Consider the following 19,536-nt stretch of genomic DNA (forward strand, 5'->3'; position numbering starts at 1 on the left):
GCGCGCCCGCCGGCCGCCGGTGCGCTCACCAGTGCGGCGGCCGCTCCCGCAGGTAGCGCTCGTCGTCCTCCTCGTCGGCGCGCTCGCCCCAGGCCTCGGGACGGTCCTCGGCCGCCCGGTCGGGCAGCACGGGCGGCTCGCCCGCGCCGCGCCCCCCACCGGCCGGGCCCCGCGCCCCCCGGGGCCCGCGCGGCGAGGCCGCCCCGCCCGTCGCGGCCTCGCCGGTCGCCCTCGCGTGCTGGCCCGTCGTCGCGTCCGGGCCCGTCTCCCCGCGGGGCCGCCGCCCGCCGTCGCCGCCGTCCGTCCGGCCCGCGCCGCCCCGCGTCACCGGGGCGCTCCCGCTCCGGGACGCCGCGCCGCCGCGAGGACGTCCGCCACCTCGCGCGCCGGGTCCACGAGGAGGCCGAGGGAGGCCACGTGCGCCACGGCCCAGCCCTGGCGGCGCAGCGCCGCCGCCTCGGCGACCCGCCGAACGGGGTCCGCGGCCGTCGGGCCGGTCTCCGGCCCGGGCGGGCGGACGTCCGGCAGGACGGCCGCGCAGCGCCCGTCGCGCAGGCGGACCGACAGGTCGGGGTCCCCCGGCCGCTCGGCCGCGCGCACGTGGGCCCCGGCCTCGCCCAGGCGCTCCACGAGCGCGGCGACCAGCGGGTCGGCGCCCCCACCGTCGGCGTCGGCACCGGCGTCGGCGCCGGTCGGGGCGGCCAGGCGCGCGTGCGCCCCGAGGGCGCGCGCGGCGTCGTCGCCGGGCGGCAGGAGGTCCTCCGGCGCCACGTCCGGCGGGGCGGCGTCGACGAGCCCCGAGGGCCCGGCCGGCCCCTCCCCGGCGCTGCTCCCCGGGGCCGTCCCGGCACCGTCCGCCGGGGGACGTGCGGCGCGGTGCCGCGCGTCCGCGTCCTCCACCGCGACGAGGAGCGCGCGCAGCGCCCGGGCGCCCGGTGTGCGCAGCCGGTCGGGGGCGAGGTCCTCCGCCGCGAGGCACGTGACCACGACGAGCCGTCGCCGGGCCCCCGCCACGGCGTCGGCCAGCGCGGCGGCGCCGCCCGCGGCGTCGAGGGGCCCGAAGGCGCCCGGCACCCGCCCGCGCTCCGTCGGCGCGAACGCCCCGGCCAGGACGACGACGTCGCGGACGCAGCCCTGCGCGCGCCCCACGTCGGTGACGACGAGCGGCTCGTCGGTCCGCGACGAGCGCGCGACCGCCGCGGCGAGGGCGGCGTCCTCGGCCACGGCCGCCCGCAGGGCGTCGGCGACGCGCCGGGCGTGCCCGCGGGTGACGGCGACGACGGCGAGCGAGCGCTCCGGGTCCTCCCGCAGGTGGCCGACGGCCGTCTCGACGACGGCGTCCACCTCGACGTCGAGCGAGTGCACGACGCCCTCGGCGGAGGCCCGGCCGCGGCCGTCCACCCGGCGCAGCACGACCGGCCAGGCCCCGGGCGGCGCGGGGACGGCGTCGTCCCAGCCGGTCGCCGGGTCCCCGTCCGTCGGGGCGCTGCCCGACGGCGCGCCGTCCGACGCGGCGCCCGGCTCCTCGCTCGCGGGCTCGAGCGCCTCGGCGCGCACGGCGGCGACGACGGGGCCGAGCTGGCGCGGCAGCCGGTGCGAGCGCCCGAGGACGCGCGCCTCGAGCAGGCCGTCGGTGGCGGCCAGGAGGCTGGTCGGCGCCGCCTCCCCCGGGTGCTCGGAGGCCGGCGCGCCGACGACCGCCGGCGACGGGGGCGGGCCGGCCGGGTCCCCGACGACGAGCACCTGCGCCCCGCGCGCCAGGGCGAGCGCCCCCTCGGGCACCCCGGCCGCGTGCGCGTCGAGCAGGACGACGAGGTCGACGGCCCCCTCGGCGGCGGGCCCGAGGACGGCGGGCAGGGCCAGGAGGCTGGCGGCGTCGACCGCACCCACCGCCCCGGCGGCCGCCAGGAGGTCGGCGGCCGCGCGCCGTCGACGCGCCGCCGTCCCGGCGACGAGCTCCTCCCGGGCGGCGGCGGCGCTCGCGGGCCGCAGGTCGTCCAGGACGCCCCGGCGCCCCGCCTCCGCGAGCGCGGAGGCGCGGACGACGAGCTCGGCCTCGGCGGCGGCGTCGTCCTCGTCGACGCCCCTGCGCCCGTGGCCGCCCGCGCGCCCGTCGGCGCTCCGCGGCCCCCCGGGGGCGGCGGCGGCGCGGTCGCGGAGGTCCTCGACGAGGCCGCCGAGGCCGAGCGCGCCGAGCCGGACGAGCACGTCGACGCGCGGCGGCAGGTCGCCGCGGGCGTCGTCGTCGTCGGCCATGGCTCGCAGGCGGCCGGCGAGCGCGAGCAGGTCGGCGTCGCGCAGGCCGGCCCCCGCGCGCGTGCCGCGCAGCACCGGCTCGAGCCGGTCGAGCTCCGCGACGACGTCGGCGAGCGCCCGCTGCGCCTCGGCGATGCCGTGCGGGACGCGGGGACGGCCGCCGTCCTCGGCCGCGGCGGACCACGCCCGCCGCTCGGCGTCGGCGCGGCGCAGCGACGTGCGCAGGTCCGCGGGGCGGGCTCCCGGGCGCACCACCTCGGCCACGACCTTCTGCGCCGTGCGGCGCGTGCGCCAGGTCGCGTCCTGGCCGAGGGCGCGCACGAGCTCGCCGAGGGGGCGCTCGTAGACGCCCGGCGAGAAGTCCTCGAGGGTGCCCCGGACGTCGACGAGGAGCCGCAGCCGCTGCTCCACCTCCGCGGCGGTCGCCGGGCGCCGCAGGCCCGTGCGCTCCCCCAGCGCGTCGAGGTGCTCGGCGAGCCGGGGCAGGCGGGTGCCCGCCAGCTCCTCGGCCCGGCGGCGGGCGACGCGGGCCTCCTCGCCCGAGCCCAGCGCGGCGCCCGCCCACGGGCTGTCGGCGAGCTCGGGGCGGAAGGCGCCGAGCCGCGCCGCCTCGCGCGCGTGCCCGACGACGCGCCCGAGGCCCTCGGCCGCCGTGGCGCGCACGCCGTCCGCGTCGAGCCGCACCGCGCTGCGCGGCGGCCGCGGGGCGCGCGCGAGCCGCACGAGGGCGTGGGCCCCTGCGAGGACGCCCGCGTCGAGGCCGTCGCCGGCCGGGACGTCGAGGGCGCGGGCGCCGGCGCGCAGGCGGGCGGCGGCCGCGTCGGGGTCCGCCCCCTCCTGCGGCTCCGCGTCCGCGGCGCCCCGGGGCGCGTCCGGCGCGGCGGTGCCGGCGAGGGCGCCGAGGCCCGCGGCGGCGAGGCGGGCGAGGACGTCGTGCGCCTCGCCCACCCCCGGGGCGACGACGAGGCAGCGGCGGCCGGCGCCGACCGCGGAGGCGACGGCCTGCGCGACCAGCTGGGTGGCGCCGGCTCCCGGGCCGGCCAGGACGCGCAGCGAGCGGCCCGCGGCGAGGGCGTCGTGCGCGGCGGCCTGCCCCTCGTCGAGGTCGAGGACGCGCCAGCGCGCGACGTCGCCCCAGGCGCGCGCGGCCGGCGGCGGGCCGGCGGGCCGGTCGACGTCGGCCCCCGCCGTCACCGCGGCGAGCCCGGCGACGAGGGGCCCGACGCGCTCGTCGGGCCGCGCGCCCAGGTGCTCGGCGTCGGCCGCGAGCGGCCCCGCGAGCTCGGGGTAGACGCCCACCAGGGTGCGCTCCGCGAGCTCCAGGCCGGGGACCCCGGCCAGCTGCTCGCCGAGGGCGCGCAGGGCCCGGCGGTGGGGGTCCCCGCGGCCGTCGCCGAAGGGGGCCAGGACGGCGCCCGCGTCGAGGCCGTGCCCGCGGCGGGCGAGCGCGTCGACGAGCTCGGGGTTGACCCGCACCTCGGGCCGCAGGTCGAGCTCCTCGTCGAGGACGCCGGTGCCCCGCGGCTGCAGGACGAGGCGCTGCAGGAGGGCGGGGGCGTGGACCTCCACCGCCGCCGCGCGGCCGACGGCGGGGGCCGACCAGCGCACCAGCCCGACGGCGAGGGCGCAGGCGGTGACGCCGTGCTGGTCGGCGACCTCCTGCGCCGACGCGCGCAGGGCGCGCACCCGCTCGCGGGCGCCCTCGTGGGAGCCCCGCTCGCGGAAGAGGCTGGACAGCCGGGTCGGGCGCCCGGCCCAGAAGGCGGCGAGGCCGGAGGGGTGCGCGCCGCCGAGGTCGAGCGGCGGCACGAGGTCGTCCGCGGCGGTCCGGTCGTCGACGAGGACGCCCCGCCCGCCCGCACGGGCCAGCTCGCGCGACCAGGTCGCGACGACGTCCGCGACGGGCGTCCGCGGGGGTCCGGGCGGGGTCGGCGCCGAGGGCTCGGCCGCGGCGGGCGGGGCCGGCGGCGCGGGCGCGGCGCTCGCGCGGTCGTCGGCGGGCTCCTCGGGCCGGTGGTCCGGCCCGAGGCGCAGCAGCGCGCGCAGGCGGGAGCCGTGCCGCGGGGACCGGGAGGCGCGGGTCGGGTCGGGCACGCGCGCACGCTAGCCGAGCGGGCCGGCCCTGCCGGCGCCGTGGGCGGGGCGGGGGCCGACGCACGAGCGCCCCGGGTCGAGGACCCGGGGCGCTCGTGGTCCGCCGCCTGGGCCGGCGGCCGGGCGGGGGCGGAGCGGTGGTTGGAGGCAGTGCCCACCGCGCGGGGGTGGCCAGCGGTGGGCACTGCAGGCGCCAGGATGGGCAGGCGCCGTTCAACCGTCAACTTCCTCGGCCGCGGACCGGCGTGTCGTCCCGAGGTGTCCGGGTTGCCGACGGCCGTCCGAGGACCGACGGCCTCCTCGGAGGCCGTCGGTCCTCGGGGTGGGGCGCTCAGGCCCCGACGTCGCGCAGCCGCTCGCTGTCGCCCGTCATCGTCGGGGCGCCGCCGCCCGGCGTCCCCTGGTCCGACCAGCGCAGGAGCGCGCCGACGCCGTCGCCCAGCTCGAGCGGGTCGCTCTCGTCCTGGCGCGTGCCCGGCACGAGCACCAGGCCCGCCGCGCCGCCGACCGCCGCGCGCACGAGCGCGGCGTCGGCACGGACCTCGACCGGCTCGGCCACGCCCATCTCGAGCAGGTCCTCGCGGCTCCGCGCGAGCTGCAGCGCCTCCGGGCCCACCCAGAGGGTCCACGTCGAGCTCGGGTCGTCGCGCAGCAGGACGTCCTGCACCTGGCCGCGCTGCAGCATCTGCACGACGGCGTCGAGCCCGTCGGCGCCGTCCGCGTCCTTGCCGCGGGCCTGGGAGTAGCTGTCGACGACCTCCTGGAGGCGCGCCTCCTGGACCCGCGCCAGCACCTCGCCGAGCGTGCGGGCGAAGTCCTCCGAGCGGATGCCGTCGGCGCGACCGCCGCCCTGCACGACCTCGGCGATGCCCGCGGCGGCGCCGCCGAGGCGCTCGCGGACGAGCGAGACGGCGTTGTCGTCGCCGGTGAGCACGACGACCGCGGGCTTGTACCGGCTCACGAGGTCGTCGACGTCCGAGGCGACCGCCGCGGCGTCGCGCTGCCAGGAGTCCTCGACGCGCCGCTCGTGCGTGTACTCGCCCGTGCCGCCGACCGGCACCTTGTGGAGCACGTCGTCGTCGGAGCCGGAGGTCTCGCGGGCCTGGACGTCGTCGACCGTCGAGCCGACGACGGCGTCGCCGCCCTCGGGGCGGGCCGCCGTGACGCCGGAGCCCACGGCCACGGTGAGGTCGGCCCCGTCGTGGTCGGCGGCGACGAGCAGGTAGCGGGTGGAGCCGGCCGCCGCGCGCACCGCCGGCAGCACGTGCGGCACGGGCCCCCACGAGGCCTCGTCCTGCGCCGGCGCGGCCGGCAGCACGAGGTCGAGCACGACGCCACCGGCGCCCGCCACGACCGTGCGGCCCGAGCCGTCACCCGTGTCGTGGCGCCCGCTGGGCGCCGTGGCGCGCTCGGCGAGCAGGTCGAGGACGTCCTCGGGCGCGCCCTGCTCCTCCAGGCGGCGGCGCAGCTCGCGCCACCGCAGGTCCACCTCGTGCTCGCCCGAGGCGTCGGTGCGCGAGACGTCGAGCGTCACGCTGGCGAGGGGCCCCTCGGCCTCGAACGCCGGTGCCAGCCACTGCAGGTCCATCGGTCCTCCTCGGTCTCGTCCGTCGCGGGCCTCCGCGGCCGGGGTCGACCCCCGCGCCCCCGGCGCGCCCGCAGCCCGTGGCCGCGGCGCCGCCCGCGCTCGTCCCCACCCTGGCCGTTCCGCCGCGGGCGTGCGACCCGGCGCCCTCCCTCCGGCGCCCCGGCGACCTCCCCACCGGCGCCCCGGCACCCGACGCGCGGCGTCCCGCTACGCTCGCCGCAGCCCGGGCCCCCGTAGCTCAGGGGATAGAGCAACGGTTTCCTAAACCGTGTGTCGGAGGTTCGAATCCTCTCGGGGGCACCTCCCGGGCGTCGAGCCACCGGCTCGGCGCCCTCCCCGCCTCCCGCCCTCGCAGTCCGGCCCCGCCGACCCCGGGGGCTACCGTCGCCGCCATGGAGAGCAGGCGCCTCGGGCGCACGGGCAGGGACGTCGGCGTCGTCGGGCTCGGGACGTGGCAGCTGGGCGGCGACTGGGGCGAGGTGCGCGACGACGACGCGCTCGCCGTCCTGCGCACCGCCGTCGACGAGGGCGTGACGCTCCTCGACACCGCCGACGTCTACGGCGACGGCCGCAGCGAGCAGCTCATCGGGCGCTTCCTCGCCGACCTGCCCCAGGGCGACCGCCCGCTCGTGGCCACCAAGGCGGGACGCCGCGCCGACCCCCACGAGCCGGGCCAGTACACCGCCGACCACCTCCGGGCGTGGACCGACCGGAGCCGCGCGAACCTCGGCGTCGAGCGCCTGGACCTCGTCCAGCTCCACTGCCCGCCCACGGCCGTCTTCTCCGACGACGCCGTGTTCGAGGCCCTCGACGCGCTCGTCGACGAGGGTCTCGTGGCGGCCTACGGCGTCTCCGTCGAGACCGTGGACGAGGCGATGACGGCGCTCGCGCGCCCGCACCTCGCGAGCCTGCAGGTCATCCTCAACGCCTTCCGCCGCAAGCCCCTGGAGCGGGTGCTGCCCGCGGCGGCGGAGGCCGGCGTCGGCGTCCTCGCCCGCGTCCCGCTCGCCAGCGGCCTGCTCACCGGGAAGTACGACGAGAGCACGACCTTCGCCGAGACCGACCACCGCTCGTACAACCGCGCGGGCGAGGCCTTCGACATCGGCGAGACCTTCTCCGGCGTGCCGTACGAGCTCGGCCTCCGAGCCGCGGCCGAGGTCGGCGAGGTGGCCGCGGCGCGCGGCGTCCCGACGGCGGCCCTCGCCCTGCGCTGGGTGCTCGACCAGCCCGGCGTCACCTGCGCCATCCCCGGCGCCCGCACCCCGGAGCAGGCCCGGTCCAACGCGGCGGCGGCGGAGCTCGACCCGCTGACCGACGACGAGCTCGCCGCCCTCGAGCGGGTCTACGACACCCACCTGCGCGAGGTCGTCCACCACCGCTGGTGAGCGGCGGGGGCCGCTCCGCCGCTCACGCGGGGCGGCCCTCGGCACGACGGCCCAGCAGGACAGGCCGCCGGTCGGCGCGCACCGTGGACCCATGGCGGACCACCAGCCCGACCGACCTCCCGGACGGCGACCGTCCGACCCGCCCGCGCGCGAGGGCGGCGAGCCCCTCGAGCCGCGCTACGGCATCGGCGGGGCGGCCCCCGCCCGCAGCGCGCTGACGCTCCGCGCGGTGCTGGCCTCGCTCGGCCTCGTGGTCTGCGCCGGAGGCGCCGCGTGGGCGGGTGCGGTCGGCGCGCCGGCGTGGCTCGTCGTCGTCCTCGTCCTCCTCGCCGTCGTCGCGGTGGTGGACCTCGTCGTCATCGGGCGCCGCAAGGCGCGCGGCGAGCCGGGGTAGGCCGCCACACCCGGCTGCCCCGGCTCGGACGCCCCGACGGAGCGCTGACGCGCAGGCTCCTCCTCTCGGGTGCCCGGGGCCACGACCTAGGGTCGGCGCGTGGCCCTCCGCGGCGTGCTCCTCGACACGACCCCCCTGCGCGTCCCCGCCTACCGGCGCCTGCTCACCTCCAGCGCGGTCTCCGCGGTCGGCAGCCAGCTCACGGCGGTGGCCGTCCCGTTCGAGGTCTTCCGCATCACCGGCTCCTCGACGTGGGTGGGGACCGCCTCGGCCGCGGGCCTCGTGCCGCTGGTCGTCTTCTCGCTCTGGGGCGGCAGCGTCGCCGACGTCGTCGACCGTCGGCGCCTCATGGCCGTCAGCGTCGCCGGCATCGCGGCGTCCTCGGCCCTGCTGGCCCTGCACGCGGTGCTCGGGGTCGAGTCGCTGGCCGTGCTCCTCGGCCTCGTCGTCGTCCAGCAGGCGTTCTTCGGCCTCTACGCGCCGGCCCGCGGCGCCGCCGTGCCGCGCCTCGTCCCGGCGCGGCAGCTGCCCGCCGCGATGGCGCTGTCGACCACCGTCTTCGGGGTCGGCGCCGTCGCCGGGCCCCTGCTCGCGGGCGCCCTCATCCCCCTCGTCGGGCTCCCGCTGCTGTACCTCGTCGACGCGCTCGGCCTGCTCGCCGCGCTCGCCCTCGTCCTGCGCCTGCCCGCGATGCCGGTGACCGGCGAGCCGGGCCGCCGCGCCGGCGCCGGCAGCGTCCTCGCCGGCCTGCGCTACATCGGCACCCGGCAGGTGCTCCTCGTGTCCTTCCTGGCGGACGTGCTCGCCATGGTGCTGGGCATGCCGCGGGCGCTGTTCCCGGAGATGGCCCGCGAGGTCTACGGCGGGCCCGCCGGCGGCGGCCTCGCGCTCGGCGTCCTCTACGCCGCCATCCCCGTGGGCTCGCTGCTCGGCGGCCTCTTCTCGGGCCGGGTCGTGCGGATGCGCCGCCACGGCGCCCTCGTGCTGGCCAGCGTGGCGCTGTGGGGCGCCGCCGTCGCCGCCGTCGGCCTGACGACGTCGCTGTGGGTGGCCGCCGTCCTCCTCGCCGTCGCGGGAGCCGCCGACCTCGGCAGCATGGTCTTCCGCGGCGCCATCCTGCAGACCGCCGCGACCGACGAGATGCGCGGGCGCCTCCAGGGCGTCTTCACCGTCGTCGTCGTCGGCGGCCCCCGCCTGGCGGACCTGCTCCACGGCGCCGCCGGGGACCTCCTCGGCGCCCGGGCCGCGGTCGGCCTCGGCGGTCTCCTCGTCGTCGTGGCCACCGGGGTGCTCGCGCTGCGCGCCCGGGAGTTCCGCCGCTACACCGCCCCCGCCTGACGGCGCCCACCCGTGCGGGGCGGGACGCGGGGGACGGCAGCGGGGGGGGGGGGGGGAAAANCGGGAGTTCCGCCGCTACACCGCCCCCGCCTGACGGCGCCCACCCGTGCGGGGCGGGACGCGGGGGACGGCAGCGGTGGACCCACGACGCCGTCCGGCGCGCCGTGGGTCCACCGCTGCGACCGCTCCCGGTCGGGTGTCAGCCCAGCGGCGTGTGCGCCGGGTCGACGCGCTCGCCCTCGGGCACCGGCCCGGGCGGGGTCCCGTCGCCGAAGGGGCTGCCGCCGAGCTGCTCACGGCCGTGCGGGGTGAGCCAGCCGGACAGGTCCGGACCCTTCGGCACGACGCCCGTGGGGTTGATGTCCTCGTGGACGACGTAGTAGTGCGCCTTGATGTGCGCGAAGTCGGTGGTGTCGCCGAAACCCGGTGTCTGGAAGAGGTCGCGGGCGTAGGCCCACAGCACCGGCATCTCGCTGAGCTTGCTGCGGTTGCACTTGAAGTGGCCGTGGTAGACGGCGTCGAACCGCACGAGGGTCGTGTACAGCCGCACGTCGGCCTCGGTGATCGCGTCGCCCATGAGGTAGCGGCGGGCGGCCAGCCGCTCCTCGAGCCAGTCGAGCGCCGTGAACAGGCGGTCGTAGGCCTTCTCGTAGGGCTCCTGCGAGCCGGCGAAGCCGCAGCGGTACACGCCGTTGTTGACCTCGGTGTAGATCCGCCGCATCACCTCGTCCATCTCCGCGCGCAGCGCCTCGGGGTAGAGGTCGGGCGCGCCGTCGCGGTGGTGCTCCCCCCACTCGAGGGACAGGTCGAGGGTGATCTGCGGGAAGTCGTTCGTGACGACCTGCCCGGTGCTCTCCTCGACGATCGCGGGCACGGTGATGCCCTTGGGGTAGTCGGGGAAGCGGGCGAAGTAGGCCTGCTGGAGGCGCTCGTAGCCCAGGACGGGGTCGACGCCGCCCGGGTCCAGGTCGAAGGTCCAGCTGCGCTTGTCGTGCGTCGGGCCGGTGATGCCCTGGGAGATGACGCCCTCGAGGCCGAGCAGCCGCCGCACGATGATCGAGCGGTGCGCCCAGGGGCACGCGCGCGCCGCGACCAGGCGGTAGCGGCCCGGCTCGACGGGGTAGCCGTCGCGCCCGTCGCGGGTGATGCGCGTCTCGATGTAGGCCGTGTCGCGCTCGAACTCCTGGCCCGCCCTGACGTAGGCGCCCTTGGTGCTCTGCTCGTCGGCGCCCGTCCCGTCGGCGCCGCGATCGCTCGTCGTGGTGTCGCTGGTCGTCGTCATGGCTCGCCCTCCGCTCCGGCGGTCGCCGCTGCTGGACGACCCGCCGTGGTGTTCACGCGTTCAACCAGTATGCCCGTCCGGGGGGCGCCCGCGCTCAGCGTGACCCGAACGCCGAGGAGGGCAGGTCCTTCTCGTCCTCGACGACGGCGCGCAGCACGCGGTCGGCGACGGCCTGCGGCTCCAGCCCCGTCGGCAGCCTCGGCGCCTCCCCCGCCACGGGCCGGGTCGCGAGGCCCGTCTCCGTGTGGGGCGGCCGGACGTCGAGCACGCGCACCCGGTCGCGCCGCAGCTCCTTGGCCACGGCGGCGTCGAAGGCCGTGAGCGCCGCCTTCGCCGCCGAGTACGCCGCCATCCCCGCCACCGGCTGCTCGGCGACGACGGCGCTGAGCATCACGGCGACGGAGCCGCCGCGCTCGGAGGCCGAGGCGCGCAGGTGCGGCAGGGCGGCGCGCAGCAGCCGCACGGGGGCGAGGTAGTGCAGCAGCAGGAGCTCGTCGACGAGGTCGTCGTCGACCTCCGCCGCCGGGCCGAAGGCGACGACGCCGGCCGCGTGCACGAGGACGTCGAGGCCGCCGAGCGCGTCGACGGCCGCGCCGACGAGCGCCTCGGGCGCCCCCGGCTGCCGCAGGTCGGCGGGCAGGCGGGCGGCGGCGTCCACGTCCAGCGCCTCCAGGCGCCCCTCGTCGCGCCCCGAGAGGGCCACGGCGGCCCCCCGCTCCGCCATCCCCGCCGCGAGGAGGGAGCCGAGGCCCCCGCTCGCGCCCGTCACGAGCACGCGCGCGCCGTCCAGGTCCGTCATGCGCGCACGGTAGGCGGGCCCGGGCGACGGGGCCCGTCGGGACCGCCCCCTCGGCCCCGCCCCTCAGCCCCGGACGGACTCGTAGCGGGAGAGGGCGACCTTCCGCTCCTCGGCGTGGTCGACGACGCGCTCGGGGTAGCCCTCGGGCGTCCCTCCCGGGAGGGCCCACGGCTCGTGGACGGCGGCGCCCTCGACGTCGCGCAGCTCGGGCACCCAGCGCCGCACGTAGTCCCCGCGGGGGTCGAAGCGTCTGCCCTGCGTCACCGGGTTGAAGACGCGGAAGTACGGCGAGGCGTCGGTGCCCGTGCCCGCGACCCACTGCCACCCGTGGTTGTTGGAGGCGAGGTCGCCGTCCACGAGGTGGCGCAGGAAGAAGCGCGCGCCGCCCTGCCAGCGCTGGTGGAGGTCCTTGACGTAGAAGGACGCCACGAGCATCCGCATCCGGTTGTGCATCCACCCCTGGCCGAGCAGCTGGCGCATCGCCGCGTCGACGACCGGGTAGCCGGTGCGGCCCTCCTCCCACGCGCGCACGCGGCGCCGGGCCTCCTCGCCGTCGTCGTGCTCCATGCCCGACAGCTCGGGCTTGTAGGCCTCCCGGGCCGAGTCGGGCCGGTGCCAGAGGACGTCGGCGTAGAAGTCGCGGAAGCACAGCTCGCGGACGTAGGCCTCGGCGCCCGGGCCGCCGCGGGCGGTCGCGTCGCGCACGAGCGTCCGGGGATGCACGCAGCCCAGGTGCAGGTAGGGGGACATGCGGCTCGTCGCGTCGAGGTCGGGGCGGTCGCGCTCGTCGGCGTAGCGGTCGAGCCGCTCGTCGCGGAACGCCTTCCACGCGGCGGTCGCGGCCTCCTCGCCGGGCGCCGGCAGGTCGGCGTCGACGGCGGGCGCCTCCGGCAGCTCGTCGGGCCCGTCGAGCCGGGCCCACGTGAGCGCGCGGGGCGTCGGGGCCGGGTCGGGCACGCCGTGGGCGCGCCACGCCCGCGAGAAGGGCGTGAAGACCTGGAAGGGCGAGCCGTCGTCCTTCGTCACGAGCCCCGGGCCGACGGCGTAGGCGGTGCCGTCCTCGACGAGCGGCACCCCCTCGCCGTCGCCGCCCTCCCCGGTGGGCAGCCGGGACAGGGCCTCGCGCACGGCGTCGTCGCGGCGGCGCCCGTAGGGGCCGACGTCGCGGGCCACGTGCACCGACGCGGCGCCGGCCTCGCGCGCGACGGCGGGCACGACCTCGCGCGGGTCGCCCCGGCGGACGACGAGCGCGCCGTCCGTCGCCTCCCGCAGCGCCGCGAGGCAGCCGACGAGGAAGCGGCGGCGCGCGTCCCCCGCGGGCTCCCAGACCGCCGGGTCCAGGACGAAGAGCGGCAGGACGCCGCCCTCGCCCCCGCGCTCGCGGGCCGCGAGCAGCGCGGGGTTGTCGCCGAGGCGCAGGTCGCGCCGGAACCACAGGACGGCGGGGGCGCTCACGCCCCGAGGGTGCGCGAGGGCCCCCGGGGCTGCCAGTCGGCAGCCCCGGGGGCCCTCGGTGGTGCTCGCCCGGTGGTCGGTGCTGGGCGGAGAGGCTCAGGCCTCGCGCTCGGCGCCGGGGGGCGAGGTGTCCTCGCCGAGGACGACGTCGAGCGCCTCGCGCACCGACTGGCGCGTCGCCAGGCGGACGGAGGCCGCCTGCTGCAGCTCGGCCGTGTCGGCCTCGGCGATGCGCTCGCGCTCCTTCTTCTCCGCCTCGAGGGAGAAGTCGCGCGCCGTGCGGATGCGGTCCCAGATGTCTGCGTCAGCCATGCGGCACAGCACAGCACGGGAGCCGCCCGCGCGCGCGACGGTGCCGGACGGGTGGTGTTACCCGACCGTGTCGTCCGGAGGAGCGCGTCGAGGATGCGGGCGGCGGTGGCCTGCACCACCCTCGACGTCGCGGGGAGACCCGCGACGGCCGGGGCGAGGTGGACGCGTCGGCCGTGCACGTCGCACGGAAGCGCGCCCATGGCCTACCTCGCCCTCCTCCTGCCCGTCCTCGTCCTCCCCGTGATGCTCGCGATGGCCGCGTTCGAGACGCGGTGCAGCGACCGCACGCCCCTCCTGCGTCGGCGACCCGCCGACGTCGTCGCGGCCGAGCCGGCCGTCGCGCCCGCGCTCCCCGCGGGCGACCAGCGCTCCTAGCGCCGGGCTCGCGGCGCGCGCGGCCGGTGCGGTGCTGGCGCGCGCCGTCCCTCAGAGGACGCCGGTGCCGCGCAGCAGCCGGGCGAGGCCCGCGCCGTCGGGTGCGGAGACCCACGCGTGGTCGGAGTCCTCGCGCGCGGGCGCGCCCTGCGGCGCCGGGAGGCCCTGCGCGAGCACCGACTCGGTGGGCGAGAGGTGCCGGATCGCCACGGCCGCGACGCTCGCGGGCCGCTCGCGGGCGAAGTCGGCGTAGATCGCCTCGTCGTGCTGGCCGTCGTCGCCGACGAGCAGCCAGCGCACGTGCGGGAACTCGTCGGCGAGCCGGCGCAGGCTCCGCTCCTTGTGCAGGCGACCGCTGCGGAACCACCGGTCCGGCGTGGGGCCCCAGTCGGTGAGCAGCAGCGGCCCGCGCGGGTAGAGGTGGCGGTGCAGGAAGCGCGTGAGCGTCTGCGCGACGTTCCAGGCGCCGGTCGAGAGGTAGACGACGGGGACGTCGGCGTGGGCCCGGGTGATGCGCTCGTAGAGGACGGCCATGCCCGGGACCGGGTTCCGGGCGTGCTCGTCGAGCACGAAGGTGTTCCACGCCGCGAGGAAGGGGCGCGGCAGCGCCGTCACCATGACCGTGTCGTCGACGTCGCTGACGAGGCCGATCTCGACGTCGTCACCGATGATCCGCACCGGGGCCGCGGCGGGCTCGGCGCCGTCGGCGTGGAGGACGACCTCCTGCCACCCGGCCTCGAGGTCGGCCGGGAGGCTGACGTCGACGAAGCCGCCCCGGTCGGTGAGGACGTCGTGGCGCTGCCCGGCCACCTCGACGACGACGGGGGCGTCGCGCACGGGGACCGTGAGGAAGCTCCGCCACCCCCGGACCACCTCGGGCCGCTCGCTCGGGCTCCGGCCGTCCGGGGCCGTGAGCAGCAGGCGCCCGAGGACGCGCACGCGCCGCGGCGAGCCGTACCCGGCGTAGACGCTGATGGACGGCCGCCAGCCCTGCTCGAGGGCGCGCCGGCTGGCGCGGCGGTGCAGGGCGTCGCCGAGGGCGACGGTGCGGGCGTGCAGGGGCCGCAGGGCGGGGGCGGCGTCCTCCGAGGTGGCCACGCCGGAACCCTGCCACAGGGCCCCGACGCCGCCCCTCGAGGCTGCCGCGCTCCCCCGACCGGCCCGGGCCCTCGCTGCGCCCGAGCCGGCCCCGCTCACGGACGGGTCACGATCACGCGCGAGCCCTACCCGCTCCGTCGTGCGCTCGCGCAGGATGCGCGCGTGCCCCGCCCGCCCCGCTCCCCGCGCACGCCCGGTCCCGCGCTCGCGCGCCCCCGGCTGCTCGCGGGGGTCGTGGCGGTCGCGCTGGCCCTCGTCGCCCTGCCGACGACGGGCCTGCTGCAGCTCCCGGGCGCCCTCGGCGGCGACCTGCGGGAGGGCGCCGCCGCCGGCACCGACCCGCCGGCGCTGGTGCCCGACCCCGTCGTCGAGGCTGTGCCCGACGCCGAGCGCCCGCTCCTCGTCCTGCGGGCCGAGGGCGACGACGTCGTCCGGGCCGCCGAGCTGCCCGGCACCGTCGCGAGGACGGCCGTCCTCGTGCTCCACGGCTACACGAGCAGCGCGGCCCAGGCCGCGGAGCGCCTGGACGCGCCGGCGCTGGGCCGCGACCTCGACGCCGTCGTCGTCCTCCCGACCGGCCTCGGGGAGCGCCCCAGCTGGGCGGCGGGCAGCTGCTGCGGGTCGGCCGCCCGCTCCGACGTCGACGACGTCGGCTACCTCTCCCGCCTCCTCGCGGACCTGCGGGCGCGCGGCGCGGAGCGCGCGTACGTCGTCGGCTACTCCAACGGCGGGATGCTCGCCTACCGCCTGGCGTGCGAGCGCCCCGAGGTCGTCGACGCGATCGCCGTCGTCAACGGCACCGTCGCGGTGCCGACGTGCCCGGGCGCCTTCACGGCCCTGCACCTCGCGGGGGCAGAGGACGACGCCGTGCCCGTCGACGGCGTGGACCTCGTGCCCTTCCTCTTCACGGGCTTCCCCGCCCTCGCCGACCTCCCCGCCCTCGCACCGGCCGCGGACCTCGACGTCCGCGTGCTGCCGGGGGTCGGCCACGAGGTCGCGCCGGGCGTCCCCGCGACGGTCCGCCGCTGGCTCGCGGCGGGACCGACGCCGCCCGCGTAGCCGACGGGACCCTCAGGCGGACTTCTTGCGCGTCCGCCGCGCGGGCGCGGCCTCCTCCTCGGAGCCCTTCGACGCCGAGCCCTTCGAGGCCGTTCCCTTCGCGCCCCCGGACGTCGAGCCCTTCGCCGTCCCCTTCGAGGCCGTGCTCTTCGAGGCCGTCGTCTTCGACGCCGCCCCCTTCGACGACGTGCCCTTCGAGGACGAGGCCGTCCGGCGCCGTCGCGGCGCCGGGGCCTCCGGCGCTGCGTCGTCCCCGGCGTCCTCGGCGGGCTCCTCCGCGGCCGGCGTGCGTCGCCGCGCCGGTGCGGGCGCCTCCTCGGCGGGCTCCTCGCCGCGGTCGCGCCGGGCCCGGTCGACGCTGCGCTGCAGCGCCGAGAGCAGGTCCACCACCTGCGCGCCCTCGCCGGCCTCCTCCTCGCCCTCCGCGGGCGGCCGGCGGACGTCACCGGCGCTGATCTTGGCCTCGACGAGCTCGGTGACGGCGGCCGCGTAGCCGTCGCTGAACGCGTCGGGGTCGAAGTCGCCGGCCAGGGACTCCACGAGCGAGGCCGCCATGGTCGTCTCCTGCGGGCGCAGCTCGACCTCGGAGGACAGGACGTCGAAGGACGCCTCGCGCACCTCGTCGGGCCACAGCAGCGTCTGCAGGCTGATGACGTCGTCGCGCACCCGCAGGATCGCGAGCGACTCCCGCTGCCGCAGCGCCACCTTGACGACGGCCACGCGGTCGGTCGCCCGCAGCGCCTCGCGCAGCAGCGTGTAGGGCTTGAGGGCCGTGCGCTCCGGCTCGAGGTAGTACGCCTTGTTGAACAGCACCGGGTCGACCTGGTCGGACGGCACGAACTCGACGACGTCGATCTCGCGGCTCGTCGACAGGGGCAGCTGGTCCAGGTCCTCGTCGGTGAGGACCACCTGCTCGCCGTCCGCCGTCTCGTAGGCCTTGGCGATCTCGGGGTAGGAGACCTCCTCGCCGTCGACGCTGCAGACGCGCTTGTAGCGGATGCGCCCGCCGTCGGCCTCGTGCACCTGGTGGAAGCGGACGTCGTTCGTGCCGGTGGCGGCGTAGACCTTCACCGGCACGGAGACGAGCCCGAAGGACACGGCGCCCTTCCAGATGGCCCTCACGACGCACCCCCTCCCCGGCGGGGAGCCGGCGCCGGGCGGCTCGCCCGGCGCTCGTCCGCCGTGGCGGCCATGATCGACCGGTGCGCCCCATGCTCGCCACCCCCGCGCGCACGCCGGGTGCCCTCCCCGAGGACGGGCGCGCCTGGGCGTACGAGGTCAAGTGGGACGGCATGCGCCTGCTCGCCTCCACCGCGGGCGGGCGGGCGCGCCTCGCCAGCCGCACCGAGCGCGACGTCACGGGCGCCTTCCCCGACCTGGCGGGCCTGGCCGCCGCGGGCGAGGACCTGCTGCTCGACGGCGAGGTCGTCGCCCTCGACGCCGCCGGGCGCCCGTCCTTCGGCGTCCTCGCGCCGCGGCTCGGCCTCTCGGGCGCCCGGGCGGCGGCGGCCGCGCGCTCCACCCCGGTCGTCTACGTCGTCTTCGACGTCCTGCGCGCCGGCGGGCGCGACCTCCTGGCCGAGCCCCTGCGCGCGCGGCGCGCCGTCCTCGAGCCGCTCGCCGCGCGCTGGGAGGGCCTCGACGTCGGCGGGGCGGCGCTGCAGCTCTCCCCCGTCTTCGACCACGGCGCCGACGTGCTCGCCGCCACCCGCGCGCAGGGCCTCGAGGGCGGCGTCGCCAAGCGCTGGGACTCCCCCTACCGCCCCGGCGAGCGCAGCCCGGCCTGGGTGAAGGCCGCCCACCGCGCCGCGCGGACCGTCGTCGTGGGCGGCTGGCGCCCGCAGGAGGGCACGCGCGACCGCGTGGGGGCGCTGCTCGTGGGCGCGCCCGACGCCGACGGCCGCCTCGTCTACCTCGGGCGCGTGGGCAGCGGCATCGGCCCGCGGGCCGCGGCCCACCTCGCGCCTCGCCTGGGGCCGATGGCGCGCGGCGCCTCCCCCTTCGCGACCGACGTGCCCGCCGTGGACGCCCGGGGCGCGGTCTGGGTGGAGCCGGAGCTCCTCGCCGAGGTGCGCTCGCTCGGGTCGACGACGGGCGGGCGGCTGCGCCAGCCGTCCTACGTCGGCCTGCGCGAGGACGCCGAGCCCGACGTCGTCGACGCGGCGACGGTCGAGGCCGCGGACCAGGAGCGCTCCGGGAGGTGGCGGCGGTGAGCCCGCAGCACGAGACGACCGTCCAGGTCGTCGAGGTCGGCGGCCGCCGCCTGCGGCTGACGTCGCTGGAGAAGGTGCTCTACCCGGCGACCGGGACGACGAAGGCCGAGGTCCTCGACTACGTCGCCCGCGCCGCTGAGCCGCTCCTGCGCCAGCTGCGCGACCGCCCCGTCACGCGCGTGCGGTGGCCCCACGGCGTCGGCGACGCGTCCTTCTTCGAGAAGAACGCGCCTGCGGGCACGCCGTCGTGGGTGCGCACGGCGCGCGTCCCGCTGCGCTCCTCCGAGCGCGACGGCCGCGCCGACGGCGGCGCCCCGCCGGAGGTCGTCGTCTCCCCCCTGCTCGACGACGTCGCCGGGATCGTCTGGGCGGCCAACCTCTCCGCGATCGAGCTGCACACGCCGCAGTGGCGGGTCCGGCGACCGGAGGCGGAGGACGACCGCGGGCCCGTCCGCACCGCGCACCCGGACCGCCTCGTCGTCGACCTCGACCCCGGGCCGGGCACGGGGCTGGCCGAGTGCGCGGCGCTGGCCCACGTCGTCGCCGAGCGCCTCGAGGCCGACGGCCTCGACCCGCGCCCCGTGACGAGCGGCAGCAAGGGCCTGCAGCTCTACGCCGCCGTGTCCGGCGAGCAGGACGCCGACGTCGTCCGCGACTACGTGCGCCGCCTCGCCGAGTCCCTCGCGCGCGACCGCCCGCGCGAGGTCGTCGCGACGATGACCAAGGCCCGGCGGAACGGGCGGGTGCTGCTCGACTGGTCGCAGAACACGTGGTCGAAGACGACCGTGACGCCCTACTCGCTGCGCGGGCGCGAGCAGCCGCGCGTGGCCGCGCCGCGCACCTGGGACGAGGTGGACGAGCACCTCGAGCAGCTCTCCCCCGAGCAGGTCCTCGCGCGCCTGGAGGCGGACGGCGACCTCCTCGACGACGTCACCGGGCCCGGGCCGCGGCTGCCGGAGCGCTGAGCCCGGCTCGGGCCGCCCGGCTCGCGGGCGCACAGCGACCTGCGCAACGGCCCACCCGCGCGCCGGCCGGGCCTCCCACCTGCGGTGACGCCCCGTCACGATGCCTTCCGCAGGTCGCCGTGCGCCCTCAGGCCACCTCGGCGGCGGCCGGCAGGTAGTCCGACCACCCCGGCCGCGCCTCGACGCCCGCGACCACCCACGCCGGGCCGGCGGGCGCCGCCGGGCGGGTCCGCAGCGCCCAGCCCATCTCCTCCGGGGTCCGGTCGCCCTTCTGGCCGTTGCACCGCAGGCAGCAGGCCACGAGGTTCTCCCACGTGTCCCGACCGCCGCGGCTGCGCGGCAGCACGTGGTCGACCGTGGTCGCCGAGCGCCGGCAGTAGGCGCACCGCGCGCCGTCCCGGCGCAGCACCCCGCGCCGGGAGACGGCGACGCCGTGGGCCCGCGGCACCCGCACGTAGCGGGTGAGGAGGATGACGGACGGGCGGGGCAGGCTCAGCGTCGTCGCGACGACGGGGAGCTCGTCGGCCGCGAGCACGACCGCCTTGCCGGCGAGGACGAGCACGAGGGCCCGCTTGAAGGAGACGACGCCGAGCGGCTCGTAGCCGGCGTTGAGGACGAGAGTGCGCATGACGACCCCGATCTGCGCGTCCCGGGCCGGTGCTCCGCACCGGGGGGACGAGCGCTCGCTCCGCGGCTGGGTCGCGCGCGGAGGGTGGGAGACGCACGACGGCGCCGACCATCGGTGGTCGACGCCGTGGGGTGCGGGGAGCGCGGGGCTGGTGCGCAGCCGGGTGGCCACGGGCAGCTGCCCGCTCCCGCCGGGGACGTGACGGGGGCACCGCGGCGCGACCCGGCCCTGGATCGGGCTGGACGCGCCGGTGCTGCCGCCACGGGACCTCCTCGACGGGGCCGGGGGGGGGCGT

General features: G+C 79.2%; 16 protein-coding genes and 1 tRNA gene. 8 read left to right on the forward strand and 9 right to left on the reverse strand.

Going from position 1 to position 19,536, the window contains the following annotated elements; all coding sequences use genetic code 11:
* Positions 1–324: 324 nt before the first annotated feature.
* Both WDV85_RS02880 and WDV85_RS02885 read right to left on the reverse strand, forming a co-directional pair.
* On the reverse strand, positions 325–4,350 hold the full coding sequence (locus tag WDV85_RS02880; RefSeq protein WP_339569180.1) for a hypothetical protein: 4,026 nt from the start codon (positions 4,348–4,350) through the stop codon (positions 325–327).
* A 331-nt stretch (positions 4,351–4,681) separates the two neighbouring features.
* Positions 4,682–5,938, reverse strand: a complete 1,257-nt coding sequence (locus WDV85_RS02885; RefSeq protein WP_339569181.1) for a baeRF2 domain-containing protein — start codon at positions 5,936–5,938, stop codon at positions 4,682–4,684.
* Positions 5,939–6,165: 227 nt separating this feature from the next.
* Here WDV85_RS02885 and WDV85_RS02890 point away from each other — a divergent pair.
* From WDV85_RS02890 to WDV85_RS02905, 4 genes are all read left to right on the forward strand, one after another.
* A tRNA-Arg gene (locus WDV85_RS02890) sits at positions 6,166–6,238 on the forward strand.
* Between the two features lie 92 nt (positions 6,239–6,330).
* Positions 6,331–7,323 carry an aldo/keto reductase gene (locus WDV85_RS02895; RefSeq protein ID WP_339569182.1) on the forward strand — a complete coding sequence of 331 codons (993 nt, stop codon included), beginning with the start codon at positions 6,331–6,333 and terminating at the stop codon, positions 7,321–7,323.
* 91 nt (positions 7,324–7,414) lie between these two features.
* Complete coding sequence (locus tag WDV85_RS02900) at positions 7,415–7,717, forward strand: DUF6343 family protein (protein WP_339569183.1); 303 nt, start codon at positions 7,415–7,417, stop codon at positions 7,715–7,717.
* A gap of 99 nt (positions 7,718–7,816) precedes the next feature.
* Positions 7,817–9,055 carry an MFS transporter gene (locus WDV85_RS02905; protein WP_339569184.1) on the forward strand — a complete coding sequence of 413 codons (1,239 nt, stop codon included), beginning with the start codon at positions 7,817–7,819 and terminating at the stop codon, positions 9,053–9,055.
* 199 nt (positions 9,056–9,254) lie between these two features.
* Here the strand turns inward: WDV85_RS02905 and WDV85_RS02910 are convergent, their stop codons facing one another.
* From WDV85_RS02910 to WDV85_RS02925, 4 genes are all read right to left on the reverse strand, one after another.
* Positions 9,255–10,337, reverse strand: a complete 1,083-nt coding sequence (locus WDV85_RS02910; protein ID WP_339569185.1) for a glutathione S-transferase family protein — start codon at positions 10,335–10,337, stop codon at positions 9,255–9,257.
* A 94-nt stretch (positions 10,338–10,431) separates the two neighbouring features.
* The gene (locus WDV85_RS02915) at positions 10,432–11,136 is read right to left on the reverse strand and encodes an SDR family NAD(P)-dependent oxidoreductase (protein WP_298992427.1); all 705 of its coding nucleotides are present in this window, start codon (positions 11,134–11,136) and stop codon (positions 10,432–10,434) included.
* Between the two features lie 63 nt (positions 11,137–11,199).
* Entirely contained in the window at positions 11,200–12,591 is a 1,392-nt protein-coding gene (locus WDV85_RS02920; protein ID WP_339569186.1) for a cryptochrome/photolyase family protein, read from the reverse strand.
* Positions 12,592–12,687: 96 nt separating this feature from the next.
* Positions 12,688–12,903 carry a hypothetical protein gene (locus WDV85_RS02925; protein ID WP_339569187.1) on the reverse strand — a complete coding sequence of 72 codons (216 nt, stop codon included), beginning with the start codon at positions 12,901–12,903 and terminating at the stop codon, positions 12,688–12,690.
* A gap of 198 nt (positions 12,904–13,101) precedes the next feature.
* Here WDV85_RS02925 and WDV85_RS02930 point away from each other — a divergent pair, with 198 nt between their 5' ends.
* The gene (locus WDV85_RS02930; protein WP_339569188.1) at positions 13,102–13,278 is read left to right on the forward strand and encodes a hypothetical protein; all 177 of its coding nucleotides are present in this window, start codon (positions 13,102–13,104) and stop codon (positions 13,276–13,278) included.
* Between the two features lie 51 nt (positions 13,279–13,329).
* Here the strand turns inward: WDV85_RS02930 and WDV85_RS02935 are convergent, their stop codons facing one another.
* The gene (locus WDV85_RS02935; RefSeq protein ID WP_339569189.1) at positions 13,330–14,376 is read right to left on the reverse strand and encodes an App1 family protein; all 1,047 of its coding nucleotides are present in this window, start codon (positions 14,374–14,376) and stop codon (positions 13,330–13,332) included.
* 162 nt (positions 14,377–14,538) lie between these two features.
* Here WDV85_RS02935 and WDV85_RS02940 point away from each other — a divergent pair, with 162 nt between their 5' ends.
* Entirely contained in the window at positions 14,539–15,435 is an 897-nt protein-coding gene (locus WDV85_RS02940) for an alpha/beta hydrolase family esterase (protein WP_339569190.1), read from the forward strand.
* Between the two features lie 12 nt (positions 15,436–15,447).
* Here the strand turns inward: WDV85_RS02940 and ku are convergent, their stop codons facing one another.
* Positions 15,448–16,557 (reverse strand): non-homologous end joining protein Ku, encoded by a 1,110-nt coding sequence (gene ku / locus WDV85_RS02945; protein ID WP_339569191.1) that lies wholly within the window; start codon positions 16,555–16,557, stop codon positions 15,448–15,450.
* 89 nt (positions 16,558–16,646) lie between these two features.
* Here ku and ligD (WDV85_RS02950) point away from each other — a divergent pair, with 89 nt between their 5' ends.
* Both ligD (WDV85_RS02950) and ligD (WDV85_RS02955) read left to right on the forward strand, forming a co-directional pair.
* Entirely contained in the window at positions 16,647–17,648 is a 1,002-nt protein-coding gene (gene ligD / locus WDV85_RS02950) for a non-homologous end-joining DNA ligase (protein WP_339569440.1), read from the forward strand.
* Positions 17,645–18,613: a non-homologous end-joining DNA ligase gene (gene ligD, locus WDV85_RS02955; RefSeq protein WP_339569192.1), complete on the forward strand. Its 969-nt coding sequence runs from the start codon at positions 17,645–17,647 to the stop codon at positions 18,611–18,613. The genes ligD (WDV85_RS02950) and ligD (WDV85_RS02955) overlap by 4 nt, the downstream gene beginning before the upstream one ends.
* Positions 18,614–18,740: 127 nt before the next feature.
* Here ligD (WDV85_RS02955) and WDV85_RS02960 read toward each other — a convergent pair whose 3' ends face one another.
* The gene (locus WDV85_RS02960; RefSeq protein ID WP_171204312.1) at positions 18,741–19,241 is read right to left on the reverse strand and encodes an HNH endonuclease; all 501 of its coding nucleotides are present in this window, start codon (positions 19,239–19,241) and stop codon (positions 18,741–18,743) included.
* Positions 19,242–19,536: the final 295 nt, after the last annotated feature.

The sequence above is a fragment of the Pseudokineococcus sp. 5B2Z-1 genome (assembly GCF_037482305.1).
Classification (GTDB): domain Bacteria; phylum Actinomycetota; class Actinomycetes; order Actinomycetales; family Quadrisphaeraceae; genus Pseudokineococcus.

Coding starts and splice junctions, on each gene's coding strand:
- WDV85_RS02885 (WP_339569181.1), bottom strand. CDS start 5,938: ATGGACCTGCAGTGGCTGGCACCGGCGTTCGAGGCCGAGGGGCCCCTC.
- WDV85_RS02895 (WP_339569182.1), top strand. CDS start 6,331: ATGGAGAGCAGGCGCCTCGGGCGCACGGGCAGGGACGTCGGCGTCGTC.
- WDV85_RS02900 (WP_339569183.1), top strand. CDS start 7,415: ATGGCGGACCACCAGCCCGACCGACCTCCCGGACGGCGACCGTCCGAC.
- WDV85_RS02910 (WP_339569185.1), bottom strand. CDS start 10,337: ATGACGACGACCAGCGACACCACGACGAGCGATCGCGGCGCCGACGGG.
- WDV85_RS02915 (WP_298992427.1), bottom strand. CDS start 11,136: ATGACGGACCTGGACGGCGCGCGCGTGCTCGTGACGGGCGCGAGCGGG.
- WDV85_RS02925 (WP_339569187.1), bottom strand. CDS start 12,903: ATGGCTGACGCAGACATCTGGGACCGCATCCGCACGGCGCGCGACTTC.
- WDV85_RS02930 (WP_339569188.1), top strand. CDS start 13,102: ATGGCCTACCTCGCCCTCCTCCTGCCCGTCCTCGTCCTCCCCGTGATG.
- ligD (WP_339569440.1), top strand. CDS start 16,647: ATGCTCGCCACCCCCGCGCGCACGCCGGGTGCCCTCCCCGAGGACGGG.
- WDV85_RS02960 (WP_171204312.1), bottom strand. CDS start 19,241: ATGCGCACTCTCGTCCTCAACGCCGGCTACGAGCCGCTCGGCGTCGTC.